Annotated in this window: 23 protein-coding genes; 21 read left to right on the top strand and 2 right to left on the bottom strand. The window is 57.3% G+C overall.

Features of this window, described 5'->3' with window-relative positions:
• Positions 1–17: 17 nt before the first annotated feature.
• From narH to WC392_08790, 6 genes are all read left to right on the top strand, one after another.
• The gene (gene narH / locus WC392_08815) at positions 18–1,562 is read left to right on the top strand and encodes a nitrate reductase subunit beta (GenBank protein ID MFA5242457.1); all 1,545 of its coding nucleotides are present in this window, start codon (positions 18–20) and stop codon (positions 1,560–1,562) included.
• A gap of 14 nt (positions 1,563–1,576) precedes the next feature.
• Positions 1,577–2,101 carry a nitrate reductase molybdenum cofactor assembly chaperone gene (gene narJ / locus WC392_08810; protein MFA5242456.1) on the top strand — a complete coding sequence of 175 codons (525 nt, stop codon included), beginning with the start codon at positions 1,577–1,579 and terminating at the stop codon, positions 2,099–2,101.
• Between the two features lie 11 nt (positions 2,102–2,112).
• Complete coding sequence (gene narI, locus WC392_08805) at positions 2,113–2,826, top strand: respiratory nitrate reductase subunit gamma (GenBank protein MFA5242455.1); 714 nt, start codon at positions 2,113–2,115, stop codon at positions 2,824–2,826.
• 117 nt (positions 2,827–2,943) lie between these two features.
• Positions 2,944–3,348, top strand: a complete 405-nt coding sequence (locus tag WC392_08800) for a c-type cytochrome (protein MFA5242454.1) — start codon at positions 2,944–2,946, stop codon at positions 3,346–3,348.
• 88 nt (positions 3,349–3,436) lie between these two features.
• Positions 3,437–3,787, top strand: a complete 351-nt coding sequence (locus WC392_08795; protein ID MFA5242453.1) for a TusE/DsrC/DsvC family sulfur relay protein — start codon at positions 3,437–3,439, stop codon at positions 3,785–3,787.
• Between the two features lie 114 nt (positions 3,788–3,901).
• Positions 3,902–5,065 carry an HPP family protein gene (locus WC392_08790; protein MFA5242452.1) on the top strand — a complete coding sequence of 388 codons (1,164 nt, stop codon included), beginning with the start codon at positions 3,902–3,904 and terminating at the stop codon, positions 5,063–5,065.
• A 1-nt stretch (position 5,066) separates the two neighbouring features.
• Here WC392_08790 and WC392_08785 read toward each other — a convergent pair whose 3' ends face one another.
• On the bottom strand, positions 5,067–6,638 hold the full coding sequence (locus WC392_08785) for a peptide chain release factor 3 (protein MFA5242451.1): 1,572 nt from the start codon (positions 6,636–6,638) through the stop codon (positions 5,067–5,069).
• Between the two features lie 113 nt (positions 6,639–6,751).
• Positions 6,752–7,522: an HAD family hydrolase gene (locus WC392_08780; protein MFA5242450.1), complete on the bottom strand. Its 771-nt coding sequence runs from the start codon at positions 7,520–7,522 to the stop codon at positions 6,752–6,754.
• Positions 7,523–7,621: 99 nt separating this feature from the next.
• Here WC392_08780 and dksA point away from each other — a divergent pair, with 99 nt between their 5' ends.
• The 15 genes from dksA (at position 7,622) to fliD (ending at position 20,789) form a co-directional block, all read left to right on the top strand.
• Complete coding sequence (dksA, locus tag WC392_08775) at positions 7,622–8,044, top strand: RNA polymerase-binding protein DksA (GenBank protein ID MFA5242449.1); 423 nt, start codon at positions 7,622–7,624, stop codon at positions 8,042–8,044.
• A 206-nt stretch (positions 8,045–8,250) separates the two neighbouring features.
• Positions 8,251–8,628 carry a hypothetical protein gene (locus tag WC392_08770; protein MFA5242448.1) on the top strand — a complete coding sequence of 126 codons (378 nt, stop codon included), beginning with the start codon at positions 8,251–8,253 and terminating at the stop codon, positions 8,626–8,628.
• A 106-nt stretch (positions 8,629–8,734) separates the two neighbouring features.
• Positions 8,735–9,313, top strand: coding sequence for an electron transport complex subunit RsxA (gene rsxA / locus WC392_08765; protein ID MFA5242447.1), 579 nt, complete (start codon positions 8,735–8,737; stop codon positions 9,311–9,313).
• Positions 9,313–9,885, top strand: coding sequence for an electron transport complex subunit RsxB (gene rsxB, locus WC392_08760; GenBank protein MFA5242446.1), 573 nt, complete (start codon positions 9,313–9,315; stop codon positions 9,883–9,885). The genes rsxA and rsxB overlap by 1 nt, the downstream gene beginning before the upstream one ends.
• Entirely contained in the window at positions 9,882–11,543 is a 1,662-nt protein-coding gene (rsxC, locus tag WC392_08755) for an electron transport complex subunit RsxC (protein ID MFA5242445.1), read from the top strand. Before rsxB ends, rsxC begins: the two co-directional genes overlap by 4 nt.
• Before the next feature lie 127 nt (positions 11,544–11,670).
• The gene (locus tag WC392_08750; protein MFA5242444.1) at positions 11,671–12,711 is read left to right on the top strand and encodes an RnfABCDGE type electron transport complex subunit D; all 1,041 of its coding nucleotides are present in this window, start codon (positions 11,671–11,673) and stop codon (positions 12,709–12,711) included.
• Positions 12,708–13,349, top strand: coding sequence for an electron transport complex subunit RsxG (gene rsxG, locus WC392_08745; GenBank protein MFA5242443.1), 642 nt, complete (start codon positions 12,708–12,710; stop codon positions 13,347–13,349). The genes WC392_08750 and rsxG overlap by 4 nt, the downstream gene beginning before the upstream one ends.
• Complete coding sequence (locus tag WC392_08740; protein ID MFA5242442.1) at positions 13,346–14,035, top strand: electron transport complex subunit E; 690 nt, start codon at positions 13,346–13,348, stop codon at positions 14,033–14,035. The genes rsxG and WC392_08740 overlap by 4 nt, the downstream gene beginning before the upstream one ends.
• A 12-nt stretch (positions 14,036–14,047) precedes the next feature.
• Positions 14,048–14,683 (top strand): endonuclease III, encoded by a 636-nt coding sequence (gene nth / locus WC392_08735; protein ID MFA5242441.1) that lies wholly within the window; start codon positions 14,048–14,050, stop codon positions 14,681–14,683.
• A gap of 235 nt (positions 14,684–14,918) precedes the next feature.
• On the top strand, positions 14,919–16,004 hold the full coding sequence (locus WC392_08730; protein ID MFA5242440.1) for an FIST C-terminal domain-containing protein: 1,086 nt from the start codon (positions 14,919–14,921) through the stop codon (positions 16,002–16,004).
• Positions 15,997–16,422 carry a DUF1841 family protein gene (locus WC392_08725; protein ID MFA5242439.1) on the top strand — a complete coding sequence of 142 codons (426 nt, stop codon included), beginning with the start codon at positions 15,997–15,999 and terminating at the stop codon, positions 16,420–16,422. The genes WC392_08730 and WC392_08725 overlap by 8 nt, the downstream gene beginning before the upstream one ends.
• A complete protein-coding gene (locus tag WC392_08720) occupies positions 16,415–17,230 on the top strand; it encodes a DUF3025 domain-containing protein (protein ID MFA5242438.1) in 816 nt (271 codons plus the stop codon). The genes WC392_08725 and WC392_08720 overlap by 8 nt, the downstream gene beginning before the upstream one ends.
• 98 nt (positions 17,231–17,328) lie before the next feature.
• Entirely contained in the window at positions 17,329–18,828 is a 1,500-nt protein-coding gene (locus WC392_08715; protein ID MFA5242437.1) for a flagellin, read from the top strand.
• Between the two features lie 77 nt (positions 18,829–18,905).
• Positions 18,906–19,283, top strand: a complete 378-nt coding sequence (locus tag WC392_08710) for a flagellar protein FlaG (protein ID MFA5242436.1) — start codon at positions 18,906–18,908, stop codon at positions 19,281–19,283.
• A gap of 108 nt (positions 19,284–19,391) precedes the next feature.
• Positions 19,392–20,789, top strand: coding sequence for a flagellar filament capping protein FliD (gene fliD, locus WC392_08705; protein ID MFA5242435.1), 1,398 nt, complete (start codon positions 19,392–19,394; stop codon positions 20,787–20,789).
• The last annotated feature ends 16 nt before the right edge of the window (positions 20,790–20,805 follow it).

Here is a 20,805-nt window from a genome sequence, read left to right as displayed (position 1 = left end):
CCTCACAGGAGAAAAACATGAAAATACGTGCACAATTTGCGTTTGTGTTCAATCTGGACAAATGTATCGGTTGCCACACCTGCTCGGTGACGTGCAAGAACACCTGGACCAACCGCAAGGGCGTGGAATATGTCTGGTTCAATAACGTCGAGTCCAAGCCTGGCATCGGTTACCCCAAGCAGTGGGAAAACCAGGAAAAATGGAAAGGCGGCTGGAAGCTGGCTGACGGAAAGCTGGAACTGAAATCCGGCGGCAGGGCTTCCAAGCTGCTGAACATCTTCGCCAACCCGGATCTGCCGCAGATTGACGAATACTACGAGCCGTTCACCTACAACTATGCCCGTTTGCAAAACGCGCCGTTGTCCGAAGCCGCGCCGACAGCTCGTCCGCTTTCGATGATCACCGGCGACCCCATCGAGAAAATCACCTGGGGACCGAACTGGGAAGACGACCTGGCTGGTGAATTCGCCAAGCGCAGCGTGGACAAGAACCTGGATAACATCCAGAAGGACATGCTGGGCCAGTTCGAGAACACCTTCAACCTGTATCTGCCGCGCATTTGTAACCACTGCCTGAATCCGGCCTGTGTTGCAGCATGCCCATCCGGCTCGCTTTACAAGCGCGAAGAAGATGGCATCGTGCTGGTTGATCAGGACAAGTGCCGTGGATGGCGTTTCTGCATGAGCGCATGCCCGTACAAAAAGGTGTACTACAACTGGGAATCCGGCAAGGCCGAGAAGTGTATCGCCTGCTACCCGCGCGTTGAATCCGGCATGCCGACGGTCTGCTCCGAATCCTGCGTGGGCCGCATCCGCTACAACGGCATCATGCTCTATGACGCTGACCGCATCGAAGAACTGGCAAGCACGCAGAATGAGCAGGATCTGTATGAAGCGCAGTGCAAGATTTTCCTCGATCCAAACGATCCGAAGGTGATTGAAGCAGCCCGTGCCGAAGGTATCAATGAGGACTGGATCATCGCAGCGCAGAAATCGCCAATCTACAAAATGGCCATTGACTGGAAAATCGCGTTCCCGATGCACCCCGAGTTCCGCACTCTGCCGATGGTCTGGTATGTGCCGCCACTCTCTCCCGTACAGTCCCAGATCGATCAGGGCAACCTGCCGGTCGGTCCGGACGGGGCGATTCCACAGGCTGGAACGATGCGCACCCCGGTCAAATATCTTGCCAATCTGCTCACCGCTGGCAAGGAAGCGCCGATTGTCAGCGCTCTGACCCGCCTCATTGCCATGCGCAGCTACCAGCGCTCGGTGCATGTTGAAGGCGTTGCAGATACCCGGTCCCTGGATGCTGCGGGCATTACTGAAGATCAGGCCAAGGAAATGTACCGTTACCTGGCCATTGCCAATTATGAAGATCGCTATGTGATCCCGACCGGCCATGAAGAAGAGCGCCTGGATGACGCGCACGGCTTCCAGGGCCAGAACGGCTTTACCTTTGGAAATAGCTCTTCGACCGGCATCAGCAAGATCTCCATGTTCCCTCGCCGCCGCAAGGAGTCGATGGAACCTTCCGAACTGGCTCCGTCTGCAGATAAGTGAAAATAGGAGAAATCATGCAAATCTACAAAATATTATCGGCTTTGCTGGAATATCCCGATCAGGAGCTTTTCGACAATCTGCCGGCCATCAAGAAATTGCTGGACGAGACGGTCGACACTGACGTGGTTGAATGGGCCGAGGTGAAAAAATTCGTGTCCTGGCTGGAGAAGGGTGATCCCATCCTGATTCAGGAGGACTACGTCAAGACTTTCGACCTCACGCCAGAACACAGTTTGCATCTGACTCATCATTTTTTCGGTGATGATAATGACAAAAACCGCGGCCCGGCACTGATCGATCTGGGTGAATTGTATAAGGATTACGGCGTTAAGCAGATGACAAACGAGTTGCCTGACTATCTGCCGCTGATTCTTGAATTTGTTGCGATGCAGGATGATGAAGAAGCAAGGGCGTTTTTGTCTGACGCCAGCAAGGTTCTGACAGTATTGTCAGATAACCTTACCAAGGCCAATAGTCCCTATGCGCCTCTGGTTGCCATCATCAAGAACCGTGCCACACCGGCCTGTATTGCTGCTTAAGGAGGAATGAAATGAACGAAGATCTTTTTAACCTGAACAATCTGCTTTTTGGCATTTTTCCTTATGTCTGCCTAAGCATATTTTTTATCGGTAGTTGGGTGCGTTTTGACCGTGAACAGTACGGCTGGACAAGTGCGTCCAGTCAACTGCTCTCCACGGGGGGCGTGCGTCTGTCCAGCAATCTGTTCCATATCGGTATTATCGGTATTTTCTGCGGCCATCTGGTCGGGTTGCTGGCGCCTTACGCTATCTGGGGAACTATCGGTTTGTCCTCCCTGGGCAAGCAAAGCATCGCCATGTACGGTGGTGGCTTCCTCGGCATCCTGTGCATGATTGGTGGCGTGATGCTGTTGGTCCGCCGTCTGACCAATCCACGCGTTCGCGCTACCAGCCGCACGTCGGATATCTTCATCCTGTTCTGGATCCTGATCACCCTGACGTTCGGTCTGGCCACCACCTTCACCACAGCCCATCACGCTTCGCTGGGCAGTGCTGATACCATGATGGCCATGGCGCAATGGGCCAAGAGCGTTGTGCTGTTCAGCCCGAAGCCGGAACTGATAGCCAATGTTGAAATGGTGTTCAAACTGCACCTGACATTCGGCATGACGCTGTTCCTGCTGTTCCCGTTCACTCGTTTGGTCCATATCTGGAGCGCGCCGTTTGGTTATCTGACACGTTCTTACCAGATCGTGCGTTCCAAGCGCCGTTTCGCTGCACGGTAAGCGTTTGCCAAACAGAGCTTGCTGCCACCCCCTGGGTGGCAGCACTTTTTTTTCTTATCGCCATGATTGATTCAAGTATTGGATTTGACCGGACCGTGATCTGGAAAAGGTGCCTGCATGTTGCGTAAGTTCAGTTGGCTCGCTTTGGTGGTCGCCGTTATCGTTGGCGTGCACTTTTCGTTGCAGGCGATTATCCAGAGTGGTGACGCAGAAAATCGCAAAGGCCCGGACCTGGCCAAAGTGGCAAGGCTGGAAGCTGCCGACCCTGTTCACGGCGCCAAGGTGCGTGCCGGCATGATCAAATACGAATCCATTTGCCGCTTGTGCCATCACCGTACCGGTCATGGTGGCAAGTTTACGCCGGCCATTGCCGGCCGGGGCGCGGAAAGGATCGAAATGATGCTGAGGCTGTACCGCAGCGGCTATCATGTGGGGCCAATGACCAATCTGATGGCGCCATGGGCGAAGGAATTATCCGACGAAGACATTGTCAACCTGGCGGCATATGTTGATACGTTGTAGGCGGAGTTTTCGACCGTTCTGAAGCGCGTTAAAATGTTGTGTAATTACTAAAAATCAAAGACCTGCTTTATTGTAAGGGGGAAATCACATGGGATTTCATAGCAGATATTTACTTGTAAATGGCAAGGAAATCGAGACTGATTCGGAAGGTTATATCCGGAATCTCGACGAATGGTCCGAGGACTTCGCCGTCGCTCTGGCCAAGCAGGAAGAACTGGTGTTGACCGAGGAACATTGGGATGTGATCCGCTATCTGCGGGAATACTACCAGGAGCATTCGGTTCAGGCCCAGGTGCGTAACATGATCAAGCACTTTACCGAGATGTGGGGCAAGGAACGCGGAAATAACCACTACCTGCACGCGATTTTTCCCAAGGGTGGACCGCAGAAGCAGGGAAACCGCATGGCTGGACTGCTCCGTACCAAGGGCGAACACTAATTTCTGATTCACCTCGAATGTGAACGGTCGTGGCTTTCGTAGCCATTAGAGTGATCAGACTGTAGCCCATTCGGGGGGGTTATGATGCGGGGGTGAATACGGCATAGTGCGCGAGTGACTATTGCCGCCATTTTTTCCCGCCTGTTTCCGCAACAAGCCAATGTTACTCACCGTGAACGCCTGATTTCCGGAGCTGGCGGGGTGCTTGCCATCCTGCTGACTACACTGGTTGCTCACTATGCGATTGGTGGGGTGACACTGCCTTTCATGCTCGCTTCCATGGGTGCTTCCACGGTACTGCTGCTTGGTGCGCCCCATAGCCCGCTTTCCCAGCCCTGGGCCTTTGCCGGAGGCCATTTCTTTTCTGCGCTCATCGGTGTTACCTGTGCCATGTATGTGCCCAATATTTATTGGGCGGCGGGTTTGTCTGTCGGCCTGTCGATCAGTGCGATGTACTATCTGCGCTGCTTGCATCCGCCGGGTGGCGCGACCGCCTTGCTCACCGTGATCGGTGACCAGAAAATTCACGAGCTGGGTTATCACTTTCTGGTCATGCCGGTATTGGTGAATGTAGCCATACTGCTCGGCGTGGCTCTGCTGGTTAACAAGCTGATTCCCGGCCGCCGCTATCCCACTCACCAATCCATGGCAGGCAAGGGCGAGACTTCAGCAGCGAAAGCGGCTGCGCCAGTCAAGTTGGGTTTCAACCGGGATGATCTGGTTTCGGCCCTGGGCGACATGGGGGGCTTTATTGATGTCAGTGGCGAGGATCTGACCCGTATTTATTCACTCGCAACACTCCACGCCCATAAGCGGGGTATGGGAAAAATCACGCTGGGCCGAATCATGACGCGCGGAGTCGTGACCATTCAGCCCGACACAGAATTACAGGAAATATGGAGACTGATGCGCGAACATGCCATTCGCGGTATGCCAGTGGTCAACCAGGAAAACCAACTGGTAGGCATGGTTTCCGTGGTGGATTTTCTCAAAATGGCGGACTGGCGTATGTGTGACAGTATTACGCAGCGGATGCAGTTCTTTTTGCGGCGCAAGAAAACCCTAACCCCCGCGGAACGCATCATGAGTGCGCCGGTCATCACGCTGACAGAGGACAGGACGCTGACGGAGGCTTTCCTGATCTTTGCCGAAAAGGGGATTAATCATCTGCCCATCACGGATGCGGGAGGGCGGCTGACTGGAATCCTGACCCGGCTGGACTTGCTTTCAGCCTTGTACGGAGACCTGGGCGCAGTTGATTTCCGGGCGCAGAAATAGGTCAGGCGATTTCCCGCGTTTCGAGAAATTCAACTTCCGGAAAGCGTTCCCGCGCAAGATTGAGGTTGACCCTGTTGGGCGCCAGGTAGACATACTCGTTGGCACCGTCCAGCGCAACGTTGAAGCCATGCTTGTCCACCAGCTTTTTCAATTCCAGATCGCTGCCGCGCAGCCAGCGCGCCGTGGCGACGTCGAAATGTTCGAACTGGACATCTACACCATACTCATATTGCAGGCGATGGGCGACCACATCGAATTGCAGCATGCCGACGGCGCCCAGGATCAGATCATTGGAGTTGATGGGGCGAAAGAGCTGCGTCGCTCCTTCTTCAGCAAGCTGTTGAAGACCCTTCTGTAACTGCTTCATCTTTAGAGGATTCTTTATCTGTGCCCGGCGGAAAATTTCGGGGGCGAAAGAAGGAATTCCGGTGAACTTGAGGTCCTCACCCTCGGTGAAAGTATCGCCCAGATGGATGGTGCCATGGTTGGGTACGCCGATAATATCGCCGGCAAATGCTTCGTCTGTGGTGTTGCGATCCTGCGCCATGAAGGTGATGGCGTTACCCACCGTAACCAGCTTGCCACTTGATACCTGCTTGATTTTCATGCCACGGTCGAAGCGGCCGGAGCAGATGCGAATGAAAGCGATGCGGTCGCGGTGCTTGGGGTCCATGTTGGCCTGGATCTTGAATACGAAGCCGGAGAATTTTGGTTCGTCAGGTTCGACGCTGCGGGGTTGCGCCGGTCGATGCAATGGAGCAGGGGAGAGTTCGACTATGGCATCGAGCAGGGACTGTACGCCGAAGTTGTTCATGGCCGAGCCGAAAAATACCGGCGATTGCTTGCCGCTCAAATAGGCTTCGCGGTCGAAGGTATGGGACGCGCCGCGCACCAGTTCGATATCGATGCGCAGTTCCTCTGCCTGATCGCCGATCAGTTCGTCGAGGCGCGGGTTGTCCAGGCCCTGGATGATTTCTGCAGTGCCTTTCTCGGCCTTGGAGTCGAACACCGAAACGGTGTCGTTGTAGAGGTGGTAAGTGCCGCGAAAACGCTTGCCCATGCCAATTGGCCAGGTCATCGGGGCGCACTGGATTTGCAGCACTGACTCGATTTCATCCAGCAGTTCGATGGGTTCCTTGCCCTCGCGGTCGAGCTTGTTGATAAAGGTGATGATGGGGGTGTCGCGCAGGCGGCAGACGTTGAGGAGCTTGATGGTCTGGGCTTCCACGCCGTTGACCGAGTCGATCACCATGACCGCGGAATCCACTGCCGTCAGGGTACGGTAGGTATCCTCGGAAAAGTCCTCGTGACCGGGGGTGTCGAGCAGGTTGATGATGCATTCGCGGTAGGGGAACTGCATCACCGAGGAAGTCACCGAGATGCCGCGCTGCTTTTCCAGTTCCATCCAGTCCGAAACCGCGTGGCGGTCGGATTTTCGCGCCCGTACCGCACCCGCCATCAGAATTGCGCCACCAAACCACAGCATTTTTTCAGTCAGTGTGGTTTTACCCGCGTCAGGGTGGGAAATAATGGCGAAGGTGCGGCGGCGCTTGATTTCTTCTTGAAGGGTCATGGTCTGGATGGCGTAAAAAAGTCAGCGATTATAACAGGCCCCAGCAGTCTGTCTCCCGCAGCATTCATGCCGCGATATCATGCAAGCCTGTTTCCAGCCTGACTCGCTGGACTCTATATTTTCGAACCGGCCTCATGCCATTGCCTGAGCAGGGGGACGTCCACATAGCCACGCCCGCGCATGTTGCCGTGGAATACCTGGCAGGCATTACCCGGTTCTCCCAGGTCGCTCAGAACGGCTAGCGCACCTTCGAAGTCATGGTCAGCGGTATAGTCGTTAATGGTCACCAGTGTTTTCAGGCCGGCACCCAAACTGGATTTAAGTCCATTTTCGGAGTCTTCGAAGGCGAGGCACTCGGCGGAGCTCAGTTTGAGCTTTTCCAGCGCCCAGAAATAGATATCCGGTGCAGGTTTCTTGGCCGGAACGATATCTCCGGCCGCGATGACCTCGAACCAGTCTTCGGCGCCTTTTCCCAGGCTGTAATTGAGCAGGGCGGTCACGTTATCGGGCGTGGTGGTTGTGGCGATGGCCAGACGCAACCCGCTTTGCCGCGCTTCTTCCAGCAGGCGCCTGACGCCGGGGCGTACAGGAATGAGTCCTCCGCTGAGCATTTCGGTGTAGTGGCGGGTCTTGGTCTTGTGCAGGCTGGCGACCAACTCATCGAAGCCGGCGGGCTTGACGTAGCCTTCGAGGAAGCTTTCAACGAAATAACGGATGCGCTCCTTGCCGCCGGTGACGGCCAGCAGTTTGCCATACAGCTCTACATCCCAGTCCCAATCCAGTCCGAATTCGCGGAAAGCCAGGTTGAATGCCACGCGATGACCGTCGCGCTCGGTGTCGGCGAGTGTGCCGTCCACGTCAAAAATCAATGCCTGCAAAGCCAATTTGTTGTCTCCTGTCGAATATTGGGTAAACTTGCGGTTAATAAAATTATCTGTTATTAAAGCGGTTTTGCATTAATCGAAAAGAAGAGTAGAGCGCACATGTCCGCAGAAATACACAAGCAGTTCACCCCTTACGAACCAAAAAAAGGGGAAGAGTATATGAACCCCGATCAATTCGCACATTTTCGCAAAATTCTCGAGGACTGGAAAGGCGAGCTGAGCCAGGACATCGACCGCACCGTTCATACCATGCAGGATGAAGCGACTCTGTTTGCAGACCCCAATGACCGCGCCAGCCAGGAATCCGACATGGCGCTGGAGCTGCGTAATCGCGACCGCGAGCGCAAATTGATCAAGAAAATCGATGAAACCATCGGCAAGATCGAAGCCGGCGATTATGGCTACTGCGAGGGCTGCGGTGTGGAAATCGGCCTGAAACGCCTGGAAGCACGCCCCACTGCAACGCTGTGCATCGACTGCAAGACGCTTGATGAGTTGCGAGAGAAACAAGTCGCCAAATAATTTTGGCAGCTTGTCTTCAATGAAGGCTTAAGTGCCTGCTGTGCCGGATAATTCGAGCCGCATCAATAGCCAATTTGGCTGCCGGTTTGAGCGTCGTTGAATTTGGACGCACCCGGCATCATTCGCAGCATCTTTTCAGTTTTTCCGGGGCGGGCCAGTTCATGTCGGATTTCAAGACCGCATTTTTAGGAACTTTTTACAGCCTCATGTCGTGGCAGCAACTGGCCGAATTCTGGGACAGGATTGACCCGGATGCTGGCTGGCACCTCTATGCCATTGGCGAACCGGTGCCGCTTGAGCCAGCTTCCGGTGAAGCGGTGAGCCACTTTATTCAGGAAATCGATGCCCTCCTGCGGCGTGATCACAAGGAAGATTATTGTGCCATCGTGTATGCCGATAATCTGGAGCATCCTGCACTGATCAAGATCTACGATCCCAACAATCTTGGCTCGTCCTGTGGGTCAGGAAAGAACCCGCCACCCTTGCCGGGGTGGGTGATGAGTATCCAGCCTCCGGCAGAAATACAGCCCAAGGGCATCGTTCCCGCGGGCCGCAGGCGTTGGTGGCAGTCCCTGTTCTCCTGACGCATTCCGGCGCTGGCTGCGATGTCCTCGCTGGTGTAGTGGTTGCAACATCCGTTGGTGCGGACGATAATCTCGCCTGTTGCCTCGCCCACTTTGATGTCCCCCCATGGAAAACTATTTTCTGATCCTGATCGGCACGGTGTTCGTGAACAACATCGTGCTCGCCAAAATGCTTGGCCTGTGCCCGTTCATGGGCGTTTCCAAGAAGCTGAGCGCGGCGATCGGGATGGGTATGGCCACCGCTTTTGTGCTCACACTGGCTTCTGGGGCCAGCTACCTGATCAACCAGTACCTGCTCGGACCGGAGCTGATTTATCTGCGTACCTTGTCGTTCATCATCGTGATTGCCAGCATTGTGCAGTTCACGGAAATGTTCATTCACAAGACCAGCCCGGTGTTGTATCAGGTGCTGGGTATTTACCTGCCGCTGATTACCACCAACTGTGCCGTGCTGGGTATTCCTCTGCTGAATGTGCAGGAAAACCACAATTTCATTGAATCCCTGTTCTTCGGTTTTGGCGGTGCAATCGGTTTTGCCCTGGTATTGATCACCTTCGCTGCCATGCGCGAGCGCCTGGAAGGCGCGGATGTGCCCCTGCCGTTCAAGGGCTCCGCCATCGCCATGGTCACGGCGGGGCTGATGAGTATCGCCTCGATGGGGTTCTCCGGACTGGTGAAGTTTTAATGCTCAGTGCGCTTCTGGTAATGCTGGGTCTGGCCGTGGTGTTAGGCGCGGTGCTCGGCTTCGCTTCCCTGAAATTCAAGGTGGAAGGCAATCCGCTGGTGGAAAAGGTGGATGCCATCCTGCCGCAGATCCAGTGTGGCCAGTGCGGTTTTCCCGGCTGCAAGCCGTATGCGGAAGCCATCGGCGCCGGCAATACCCCGATCAATCTGTGCGCGCCTGGTGGCGAGGCCACCATGTTGCGTCTTGCCGATCTGCTTGGCGTGGATCCGCAGCCTCTCGCTGCCGGACACGTCGCGGACAAGCCAAAGCAGGTCGCCTTTATCGACGAGCAGACCTGTATCGGCTGTACCCTGTGCTTCCAGGCCTGCCCGGTGGACGCCATCGTCGGCGCGGCGAAACAGATGCACACCATCGTTGCTGCGGAGTGCACCGGCTGTGAGCTGTGTCTGCCGCCTTGCCCGGTGGACTGCATCGCCATGGTGCCGGTGAACGAGGGGATGAGCGGCTGGAAATGGCAATATCCGGTCTATCCGATCAGTGATGCCAGGAATGTCGTCGAGGCTGGGGCATGAGAACGCTTTACCCTTTCCACGGTGGTATCCATCCGGCCGAGCACAAGAGCGAATCAACGCGCTTGGGCGTTGCCGTCGCGCCTTTGCCCGCGCGTCTGGTCGTTCCGCTGCGGCAGCACAGCGGCAGTCCGGCCAAAGCGGTGGTGTCGGCAGGCGACCAGGTGCTGAAAGGCCAGATGATCGGCGCCGCGGAAGGCTATATTTCATCGTCAATTCATGCGCCCAGCTCAGGCCGCGTGGTGGCCATCGAAATGCTGCCTGCGCCTCATCCTTCCGGCCTGCCTGATCTCGCCATCGTTCTGGAAACCGATGGCGAGGAACGCTGGATCGAGCGCCAGGCCATGGATTATCGCGCCCTCGATCCCGCCCGGCTGCGCCAGCATTTGCAGGACATGGGCGTGGTGGGGCTGGGCGGGGCGGTGTTTCCCAGTCACGTCAAGCTCAACGCCAGCAGCCTGGAAACGCTGGTGATCAATGCCGCCGAATGCGAGCCCTATATCACCTGCGACGACATGCTGATGCGCGAGCGCGCGGCCGAAGTGGTGCAGGGCATCATGATCGCGCAACACGCCATGGGTGCCAGGGAGGTCCTGATCGGCATCGAGGACAACAAGCCCGAGGCCATTGCCGCCATGCAGGCCGCCTGCCAGGGGACCGGCTGCGAAGTGGTGGCGGTGCCGGTGCTCTATCCCAGCGGCAGCGCCAAGCAGCTGATCAAACTCCTGACCGGCAAGGAAGTGCCTAGCGGTGCATTGGCACCCAAGATCGGCGTGCAATGCTTCAATGTCGCCACGGTTTACACCATGCACCGTGTGATCAACCACGGTGAGCCGGTGATTTCCCGCCTGGTGACGCTAACCGGCAACATGGCTGAAGCGCGCAATTACGAAGTGCTGATCGGCACGCCGATTGGCGAGCTGGCGAAACTGGCCGGGCCGAAGGCGGACACGACCGGCTATCTCATGGGCGGGCCGATGATGGGTCTGCCATTGACAGACTTGAGCGTGCCGGTGGTGAAGGGTACCAACTGCATTATCGCTACCTCGAAAGCGCTTTTCCCGCCCTTGCCGCGTGCCATGCCATGCATCCGCTGCACCCGCTGTGCCCAGGCCTGTCCGGCCGATTTGCAGCCGCAGGAGCTGTTCTGGTTTTCCAAGGCAAAGAATTTCGACAAGGCGCAGGAATACAAGCTGTTCGATTGCATCGAGTGCGGCTGCTGCAGCTACGTCTGTCCAAGCCACATTCCGCTGGTACAGTTCTACCGTTTCGCCAAGAGCGAGATTGCCGCGCAGGAAAAGGAAAGAAAAGCCTCCGGCCATGCGCGGGAACGCCATGAATTCCGTGAATTCCGCCAGGAGCGGGAAAAACAGGAGAAGGCCGCCAGGCATGCGGCCAAGGCGGCTGAAGCGGCGGCCAAGGCAGGTAGCGCCGCAGAGGGCGGCGATGATGCCGCAGCCGCCGCCAGGAAGGCGGCGATCCAGGCGGCCATCGAGCGCGCCAAGGCCAAAAAGGCCGCGGTGCAGCCGCAGAATGTGGATGGCCTGCCGCCTGAAGCACAGGCAAAAATTGAAGAGATTGACGAGCTGCGAGCGCACGCCAGGGAAGCCGCGGAACATGATGTGGCGGCTCAGAAAACCGATGCAGGGCAGGGCGCATGATGGGCCGGATTTCAGTGTTTATCCCAATGGTCATTGCGAGCGCAGCGAAGCAATCTGTTTCTGGATATGAGCCGCAAGCGAGATTGCTTCGCTTTGCTCGCAAAGACAACCCTGTATCAGGAATGGCATGAACTCACCGCTAGTGGCTGATAAATCCGCCGTCAACGTCATCATGCTCAAGGTGCTGGCCGCCTTGCTGCCGGCCATCGCCGTTTACGTGTATTTTTTCGGCCCCGCCATCCTGGTGAGCATCACGCTGGCCAGTGTTACCGCGCTGGCCACCGAAGCGGCGGTGCTGCATCTGCGCCGCTACCCGCTGCGCGTTTATCTGCTCGATGGTAGCGCGCTGGTGACGGCCTGGCTGCTGGCGCTCTCGATGCCTCCCCTGGCGCCATGGTGGCTGGTGGTGGTGGGCACGGTGTTCGCCATTCTGATAGCCAAGCACCTTTATGGCGGCCTGGGCAATAATCTTTTCAACCCGGCCATGGTGGGCTTCGCCGCGCTGATGATTTCCTTCCCCGCGCACATGACGCACTGGCCGGCACCGGATGTGCTGGCACAAAGCCACTGGAGTTTTGCCCAGCAGATGGATTTCATGTTTGGCGGCGCGCTGCCGCCGGGTGCCAGGCTCGATGCGATCACCATGGCCACGCCGCTGGATACGCTGAAAACCCAGCTTCACCTCGATCGTCTCGTGGGCGAGATCCAGTCCGCGGAAATTTTCAGCACGCTCAGTGGCAAGGGGACGGAAATCATTGCGCTGTTCTACCTGCTCGGAGGCTTGTTCCTGTGGCAGCAGCGCATCATCAGTTGGCACATTCCGCTGTCCTTCCTGGGCGCGATGTTCGGCACTGCCGGTTTGTTTTATCTTTTTGATTCCAGCCAGTATGCATCGCCGCTGTTCCACCTATTCGCCGGCGGCACCATGCTGGGCGCCTTTTTCATTGCCACCGATTATGTCACCAGCCCCACCACGCTGCTGGGCAAACTGATTTTTGGCGCGGGGATCGGTGTCAGTGCTTATGTCATCCGTGTGTTTGGCGGCTACCCGGATGGCGTGGCGTTTGCCGTGCTGTTCCTCAACTCGGCGGTGCCGCTGATTGATGCCTACACCCAGCCGCGCGTATTCGGCCATGCCGGAAAATGGTTCAAGGGAGGTAAGGAATGAGTTCCTATACCCGCCATTCCGTCAAGCTGGCCATGGTGCTGGCCGGCTTCGCCCTGGTCGGTACGACCCTGCTGGCGCTGACCTATGGCGCCACCAAGGACAACATCGCGGCGAGCGAGAAAAAGGCCAAGCTGGCGCTGATCGCCCAGATCCTGCCGCCCGCACTGTACGATAACGACATCATCAGGGATGCGGCTGAACTGCAAGCCGTGCCCGAACTCGGCACGGCCGAACCGGCCCTGGTTTATCGCGCGCTGAAGGATGGCCAGCCTGCGGCGCTGGTGCTTGAGGCAGTCGCAGCTGACGGCTATGCGGGGAAAATCAAATTGCTCGTTGCCATCAAGTCGAATGGTGAAATTTCCGGCGTGCGCGTGGTAGCGCACAAGGAAACCCCCGGCCTAGGTGATTACATCGAAATTGCCAGGAGCAACTGGATCAAGGGCTTTGATGGCACTTCGCTGGACAAATATCCGTCCAAGGACTGGAAAGTGAAAAAGGACGGCGGCCAGTTCGACTACATGACCGGTGCGACGATCACGCCGCGGGCGGTGGTCAAGGCCGTGCACAAGGCGCTGTTGTGGTATTCCGCCAATCGCGAGAAGGTCTTCTCCCCGCCCGCACAGGAACAAGCAAAATGAGCGACGTGAACTACAAGGAAATCATCTGGAACGGCCTGTGGAAGAACAACGCCGGTATCGTGGCGTTGCTCGGCCTGTGTCCCTTGCTCGCCGTGAGCACCACCGTGGTCAACGGTGTTGGGCTGGGCATTGCCACCGTCATGGTAATGGCTTTCAGCAATGGCATCGTGTCGCTGGTGCGCAACTGGATTCCGCGTGAAATCCGCATCCCGGTGTACATCCTGATCATTGCCGTGCTGGTGACTATCATCGATCTGTCCATGAATGCCTTCATGCAGCCGCTGTACCTGGTGCTGGGCATTTTCGTGCCGCTCATCGTGGTGAACTGCAACGTGCTGGGCCGCGCCGAAGCCTTTGCCTCCAAGAATCCGGTTCTACCCTCCATGGTGGACGGCTTCATGGTCGGTATGGGTCTGACCCTGACGCTAGCCGTGCTGGGCGGGATGCGCGAGATTCTTGGCAAAGGCACGCTACTGTCCGGGATCGACCTGGCTTTTGGCGAATCCGCCAAGGCCTGGGTAATTACCGTGATTCCCGATTACCACGGCTTCCTGCTCGCCATATTGCCGCCCGGCGCCTTTATTGGTCTGGGTCTGCTGATTGCCGGCAAGAACTGGCTTGATCAGCGCAAGGCGGCCAGGGCCGAACCGGTTCAGGCTCCACAGGCAGCAACCGTTGCTGCATGATCCGGCTCGCCCATGAACGCTGCCAGGCGCCGGGAAATATTCACCCGCTTTCGAGCCGGCAATCTGCATCCCACCACCGAACTGGTTTACCGCACGCCGTTTGAACTGCTGGTGGCGGTGCTGCTCTCGGCACAGGCAACCGACAAGGGCGTGAATCTCGCCACCGCCAGGCTGTTCCCCGTGGCCAATACGCCGCAGGCCATGCTCGATCTGGGTCTGGAAGAGTTGAAGGAATACATCAACGCCATCGGACTGTACAACAGCAAGGGAAAGCACCTGATCGAGACCTGCCGCATCCTGCTGGAGCAGCATGGCGGCGAGGTGCCATCCAGCAGGGAATCGCTGGAAAAACTCCCCGGTGTGGGGCGCAAGACCGCCAATGTCATTCTCAACACCGCTTTCGGCCAGCCCACCATCGCCGTGGATACGCACATCTTCCGCGTCGCCAACCGCATCGGCCTGGCGCCGGGCAAGACTGTGCTGGAAGTGGAAAAGAAGCTGCTCAAGGCCATCGAGCCGCAGTTCAAGCATGATGCCCACCACTGGCTGATCCTGCACGGGCGCTACGTGTGCAAAGCGCGCAAGCCCCTGTGCGGCGAATGCCTGATCCGCGACCTGTGCGAATATAAGGGCAAGAGTCCGGTTTGAACCAGGGAAAAGCAGTCATGTAGGTTGGGTTCACCCGGCTAAAGCGCCCGAGTACAAGAGGCGCGGCTTTTCGCGCCGTAACCCAACAGACCCAATCTTCCCTTTTAAAAAACGGTTTTGAATATTTGGGTTTGTTGGGTTATCCCCGGCCAGATCACCCGAGGACAAGCGCGATAAGGCCGCTAACCCAACCTACATGTAGCCTCATTAAGTAAACAGTATTGAGCTTAAAATCATGCAAGTCGCCACCGGCCTCGCCACCCACCCCTCTGCCAGCGAAGATCTGGCCTATCAGGCGGTTTCTGATGCGATGGAAAAAGCGGGCCTCACCATCGCCAGCAGCGTGCTGCTGTTTCTTACTCCGGAATTCGCCCGCGATCCCCGGCCCGCGCTGCGAGCCGCCGCCCGGGCGGCAAGCTGCACCCAGATCGTCGGTTGCAGTGCCGCTGGCATTTTTACCGATCAGGATTGGGTTCTGGATGCTCCAGCCGCCGCTGCCATGGTGTTTGGCGCGGGCATCAGCCTGCTGCCGGCGCACGCTGAGCAAGACCTGCTGCTCACCCTGGCGGCCCCCAACGCCATTCATACCGAATGGCTGGACAAGCCCGGTCAGCGCTTCGGCGGAGTGTCCGGCGATGCCACCGGGCAGGGCCCTTTTTGTGTCTGGCAGGGCGGCAGGGTGGCGCAGGCCGGGCGCTGCGAAGTCCGCATCCAGGGTGCGCGGGGCGTGGTGGGCGTGTCACAGGGCATCCGCCCCCTGAGCCAGCAACCGTTCGAGATTACCCGCTCAAATGATTTCGACGTGCAAACGCTGGCGGGCCAGCCCGCGCTCAACGTGCTGATGCGCGAGCTGCCGCTGGAGTTGCGTGACGGCGAAAAGCTGCCGCTGCATCTCGTCATGGCCGGCATCACTTATGGCGACCCTGCCACGGCGATTGCAGAGGGGCGTTTCCGTTCGGCGCCCATCATCGCTGTCGATCCACAGCAGGGCTCGGTTACCCTGTCGGTTCGCCCGGCGCCCGGCGAACAACTGTTCTGGGCCATGCGCCAGCCACTGGCTGCCGAAAGTGACATGCGGCTCATGGCGGAAACGCTGCAACAGGACTTGCAGGGCATGCCCGATTTCGGCCTATGCTTCCCCTGCATGGGGCGCGGACCCTATTTCTATGGTGGCGTGGACCTGGATTTGCAGATCATGAAAAAGCGTTTTCCCGGCATGCCCCTGATCGGCTTTTACGGCAATGGCGAATTTGCGCCCTTCAACGGCCACAACCAGCTGTTTCAATACGCAGCCGTGTTAGGATTGTTTCGCCATGTTTAACCCTAACCGCGATCAAGCGCGCCAGTTTCTCTTCGACACCTGGCATAAATACCGTCAGCACCAGCCCTTGAGCGCGCTCGAAAGCATGACGCTGGAAATTCTGCTGCAACATCCGGAATATCACACCCTGCTGAATGACCCGGATCGCTACCTGGATCAGGATTACCTGCCCGAGCAGGGTGAGACCAACCCGTTTTTGCATCTCAGCCTGCACCTTGCCATTGGAGAACAACTCTCCATCGATCAGCCGCCAGGCATCAAGGGGCGCTATCAGAAACTGTTGAAGCACAGCGGCGACCCGCATCACGCCCAGCACCAGCTCATGGAATGCCTGGGGGAGATGATCTGGCAGGCGCAGCGCAACCGCACGCAACCCGACCCCGTGGTGTATTTCGCCTGCCTTGACCGTCATGGATGAATGGCAGCCAAATTTCCTCGACTCATCCCCCATGTTCGAGCCGCTGCGCGGCGTGGGAGCCGCCCTGGCGAAACTCGGCCGCTGGCCCACGCTGGCAGAGTACAACGCGCTGCTCGATCCACCCATTTATACCGCCAGCGGCGCCGCGCTGCGCTTCGTTTCCCAGGCAGGCAAGCCGGCCCGCATGGAAGATAGATACGAGACGCGTATTTATCTCAACGGCGAAGTGCAGACCCGCACGGAAAACTGGCACGACCTCTTCAATGCGCTGGTGTGGCTGGCATTTCCGCGCACCAAGGCGGCGATCAATGCGCGCCATTTCGAGGCCATCTCCCAGGGCGGAGAGGGAAACCGTGGAAAAACCCAGGATGCCCTGACCCTGTTCGATGAAAGCGGCATCGTGGTGCTGCATGCGGAGGACGAACTGGCTGGCCTGATCAGGGATTTTCGCTGGAAGGAACTGTTCTGTGAGCGGCGGCAGGAAGTCACAAAGAGAATGAAGTTCGTGATCTTCGGACATTCATTGTATGAAAAGGCGCTCAAGCCATATATCGGGTTCACCGGAAAAGGCTTGCTGATAAAAGTTGAGCAAGCGTTTTTTGACCTGCCCCCTGAAGCGCAAATCCAGACTGTTGATCTATTGCTGGCGGATCATTTCGCCGCGGCCGGACGGCTTTCCAGCCAAGCCCTTACCCCCGTGCCATTACTGGGCGTTCCGGGGTGGTGGAGCGAAAATGAAAGCCCCGTTTTTTACGACAACACTGACTATTTCCGGCCAGCGGGAAAAAAGAAAAAAGAAAATTACTAAAGTTTTATTCTCCCCCACCGCTAATGAACATGACGGCGGAACAAACTAAACACTCGCCGCCGCGAGAATTCCTTAAAACAGCTTGAAGGAGAAACAAAATGGCTCAAGTCATCAACACCAACATCGCCTCGCTGAACGCGCAGCGCAACCTGAATACCTCGCAGAGCTCGCTGAACCAGTCCCTGCAGCGCCTGTCCTCCGGTCTGCGCATCAACAGCGCCAAGGACGATGCGGCAGGTCTGGCAATTTCCGAGCGCATGTCATCGCAGATTCGCGGCCTGAACCAGGCATCACGTAATGCCAACGACGGTGTTTCCCTGGCCCAGACTGCAGAGGGCGCGCTGGTTGAAACCGGCAACGCGCTGCAGCGTATTCGCGAACTGGCCCTTCAGTCCGCCAACGCCACCAACAGCGCCTCCGATCGCGCCGCGCTGCAATCCGAGGTCAACCAGCTGAAGCAGGAAATCGACCGTATCGCCAACACTACTGAATTTAACGGCCTCAAGCTGTTGAATGGCTCGTTCAGCGCGCAACAGTTCCAGGTCGGCGCCAACGCCAACCAGACCATCAGCGTGACGGTGGCCGGTGCAAGCACCACCCACCTGGCGAACAACTATGTAAATGCGGTAAGTATCGATGTGGATCAGGGTACGTCGTCTACGACTCTCGGTGCAACCTCGGGCGCGAATACCATCGCCGCACAAACCCTGACAGTATCCGGCACCCTGGGCACTTCGACGGTTTCGGTGTCTGTTGGTGACAGTGCCTATACCATTGCCAATTCCGTGAATGCCAAGGAAGGCAGTACCGGGGTAACAGCGCGTGCCTATAACAGCGCCCAACTCAGCGCCCTGTCTTCAGACGGCACGGTGACTCTGACCCTGGGTAGCGGCGGCAGCACGGCAACGATCTCCGCAGCGGTAACAACCACCGACTTGAGCGCCCTGTCCACCGAGATCAACAAGGTGACTGGCACAACCGGCGTCAGCGCTTCTGTGAGTGGCGGTACCCTGACCTTGACCCAGGCGGACGGCAAGGACGTCAAGATCCAGGACTTTAACCATTCGACTGCCGGTGAGGACATTACGGTATCGGCCGTCAATGCCGCAGGGGCTGCTGTTGATCCTGAAACGCTTGTTGATGGTGGCGTTGTTGATAGCACAACCGTTTCGGGCTATGTGGAGTTCGATTCCAACAATTCGTTCTCGGTATCTTCCAACATCGCGGATACGGCTGGCAGCATTCTTGAGGGGGCTGCCGACACTTCCGTGGGTTCTTCCCAATCCCTGGTCAGCGCAGTCGACATCAGCACCGTCGCTGGCGCCAACAGCGCCATCGCCGTGATGGATGCCGCGCTCAAGACCGTATCGAGCATTCGTGGCGATCTGGGTGCAGTGCAAAACCGGTTTGCAGCGACAATTTCCAACCTGCAGTCGACGTCGGAAAACATCTCCGCTGCCCGTAGCCGTATCCGTGACGCGGACTTCGCGGCTGAAACCGCCAACATGACTCGTGACCAGATCCTGCAACAGGCTGGTGTGGCGATGCTGGCACAAGCCAATGCGTTGCCCAACAACGTGCTGACCCTGTTGCGTTAAGCGTCAAGTTAGGGAATAGTAATCCTGGTCAGGGGCGGCCTTCTGATCAGGATTTTTTCCGTTAAGAGGAGAATGTGATGCAGATCTCTCAAGTGGGTTCCAATGTTTTCAGCTCATCCACGCAGGGTGAGGCGGGCACGCAACGAGTAGTGGTGCCAGATGTTGTCAAGACTTCCAGTGCTGCGGTTGAGTTGCCATCCAAGGCGGTGCAGGCAGCCAAGGAGACAGTGAATCCATCCTCTCTCAAGCAGGCGACAGAGAAGCTCAATCAGGCCATGAGAATGATGGCGAGCAATCTGCAATTTACCGTGGATGAGGAAACCGGCATCGATGTGGTGAAAGTGGTCGACACCGACACCAAGGAAGTGATCCGTCAGTTTCCTTCAGAGGAAGTTCTGGCTATCGCCAAGGCGTTTGATCAGTTGCAAGGCTTGCTGGTGCAGGATAAGGCTTGAAGAGCATTGTCACTTTCATGTGTTGGCGGGATTAATCAATATCAGATTTCAAGAATGCCTTGTTTAAGCCGATAATATTACTATTAACATCCAGGCAGGATAATCATCATGGCGCTTTCTTCCCCCGGCATCGGTTCCAATCTCGACGTCAACAGCATCGTCAGCCAGTTGATGCAGATCGAGCAGCGTCCACTGACCCTGCTGGCCCAGAAAGAGGCCGTATTTCAGGAAAAAATTTCCGCTCTTGGCTCTCTCAAGGGCGCCATTTCCGCGTTGCAAACTGCTGGCGCCGGCCTGGTGCCCGCTACTGGCGTCACGGCGACGGAAAAATTCACCTCTTACAAAACCACGGTGACCGACACGGCCATCGCTTCGGCCTCGGCTTCGTCCAGCGCAGTGGGTGGCACCTACTCGCTTGAGGTGACCTCCCTGGCCAAGGCGCAGCGACTGACTTCAGGCGTCAACCCAAGTGTTGGCAGCGGTATCCGTACCATGACCATCGAGACCGGCAGCGTTGCTGGCGGAGTGGGTTCGAGCGGCGTGTTTACCTCCACAAGTTCCATTGCCATTGCCCTGGACAGCAGCGTCACCACCCTGGCGGGTGTGCGCGATGCGATCAATGCGGCTAACACCGGCATCACGGCCACTGTAGTGACTAGTGGCAGCGACAGCTACCTGTCGCTGACCAGCAATCAAACAGGAACTGCAAGCGTCATGCGCGTGACCGGGGATATTGCGGCGCTCAATTATGAACCCTCGACCAATACCGGCGCTCTGGTCCAGAATGCGGGTGACGAGGCGGCCGATGCCGCATTGAAAATAAACGGTATCAGCATCACGGGTAGTGGCAACACGATCAGCGACGCGGTTGAGGGTCTGACCATCTCGCTCAAGGCGACCGGCACAACCTCCGTGACCGTGGCACGCGATACCTCCGGCCTGTCGGCAGGGGTGAACGCCCTGGTCAAGGCATATAACGATTTTGCCAAGGTTGCCTCGGACCTGGGGCGATATGACGCCACAACCAAACAGGGTGGTCCGCTGATTGGAGATAGCACCCTCCGTTCAGCGCAAAACGTTTTCCGGAATCTGCTTGGACACGTGCCTTCCGAACTTTCTGGCACTTCGCTGCAGCGGCTTTCGGATATTGGTGTGGCCATGCAGAAAGATGGTACGCTGAAAGTTGATTCTGCCAAGCTGGATGCGGCAATCTCGGGAAACTTTGGCGGTGTCGCCAATCTGGTGGCGGCTTATGGTGGCGCGATCGATACGGCGGCCGGGAGCATGGTGGAGACGGATGGTCTGATCGAAAACCGCACAGATGGCCTGAACGCTTCAATCAAAAGCATCACGCAGCAGAGCGAGTCGATCCAGCAGCGCCTGATTCTGACCGAAGAGCGTTATCGCAAGCAATTCACCGCACTGGATACGCTGATCGCCAGCATGACCCAGACCAGCAATTACCTGACGCAACAATTGGCCAACTTGCCAGGGGCAAGTAGCTGATTGATTCCGGAGAAAA

The sequence above is a fragment of the Sulfuricella sp. genome (assembly GCA_041651995.1).
Lineage (GTDB): Bacteria > Pseudomonadota > Gammaproteobacteria > Burkholderiales > Sulfuricellaceae > Sulfurimicrobium.
The sequence above is the reverse complement of the archived record's forward strand: the minus strand, read 5'-3'. Positions and strand labels throughout refer to the sequence as shown.

Excerpts from the sequence above, each read along its gene's own strand:
- narH (MFA5242457.1), top strand. The coding sequence starts at position 18 with ATGAAAATACGTGCACAATTTGCGTTTGTGTTCAATCTGGACAAATGT.
- narJ (MFA5242456.1), top strand. The coding sequence starts at position 1,577 with ATGCAAATCTACAAAATATTATCGGCTTTGCTGGAATATCCCGATCAG.
- narI (MFA5242455.1), top strand. The coding sequence starts at position 2,113 with ATGAACGAAGATCTTTTTAACCTGAACAATCTGCTTTTTGGCATTTTT.
- WC392_08800 (MFA5242454.1), top strand. The coding sequence starts at position 2,944 with ATGTTGCGTAAGTTCAGTTGGCTCGCTTTGGTGGTCGCCGTTATCGTT.
- WC392_08795 (MFA5242453.1), top strand. The coding sequence starts at position 3,437 with ATGGGATTTCATAGCAGATATTTACTTGTAAATGGCAAGGAAATCGAG.
- WC392_08785 (MFA5242451.1), bottom strand. The coding sequence starts at position 6,638 with ATGACCCTTCAAGAAGAAATCAAGCGCCGCCGCACCTTCGCCATTATT.
- dksA (MFA5242449.1), top strand. The coding sequence starts at position 7,622 with ATGTCCGCAGAAATACACAAGCAGTTCACCCCTTACGAACCAAAAAAA.
- WC392_08770 (MFA5242448.1), top strand. The coding sequence starts at position 8,251 with ATGTCGTGGCAGCAACTGGCCGAATTCTGGGACAGGATTGACCCGGAT.
- rsxA (MFA5242447.1), top strand. The coding sequence starts at position 8,735 with ATGGAAAACTATTTTCTGATCCTGATCGGCACGGTGTTCGTGAACAAC.
- rsxB (MFA5242446.1), top strand. The coding sequence starts at position 9,313 with ATGCTCAGTGCGCTTCTGGTAATGCTGGGTCTGGCCGTGGTGTTAGGC.
- rsxC (MFA5242445.1), top strand. The coding sequence starts at position 9,882 with ATGAGAACGCTTTACCCTTTCCACGGTGGTATCCATCCGGCCGAGCAC.
- WC392_08750 (MFA5242444.1), top strand. The coding sequence starts at position 11,671 with ATGAACTCACCGCTAGTGGCTGATAAATCCGCCGTCAACGTCATCATG.
- rsxG (MFA5242443.1), top strand. The coding sequence starts at position 12,708 with ATGAGTTCCTATACCCGCCATTCCGTCAAGCTGGCCATGGTGCTGGCC.
- WC392_08740 (MFA5242442.1), top strand. The coding sequence starts at position 13,346 with ATGAGCGACGTGAACTACAAGGAAATCATCTGGAACGGCCTGTGGAAG.
- nth (MFA5242441.1), top strand. The coding sequence starts at position 14,048 with ATGAACGCTGCCAGGCGCCGGGAAATATTCACCCGCTTTCGAGCCGGC.
- WC392_08730 (MFA5242440.1), top strand. The coding sequence starts at position 14,919 with ATGCAAGTCGCCACCGGCCTCGCCACCCACCCCTCTGCCAGCGAAGAT.
- WC392_08725 (MFA5242439.1), top strand. The coding sequence starts at position 15,997 with ATGTTTAACCCTAACCGCGATCAAGCGCGCCAGTTTCTCTTCGACACC.
- WC392_08720 (MFA5242438.1), top strand. The coding sequence starts at position 16,415 with ATGGATGAATGGCAGCCAAATTTCCTCGACTCATCCCCCATGTTCGAG.
- WC392_08715 (MFA5242437.1), top strand. The coding sequence starts at position 17,329 with ATGGCTCAAGTCATCAACACCAACATCGCCTCGCTGAACGCGCAGCGC.
- WC392_08710 (MFA5242436.1), top strand. The coding sequence starts at position 18,906 with ATGCAGATCTCTCAAGTGGGTTCCAATGTTTTCAGCTCATCCACGCAG.
- fliD (MFA5242435.1), top strand. The coding sequence starts at position 19,392 with ATGGCGCTTTCTTCCCCCGGCATCGGTTCCAATCTCGACGTCAACAGC.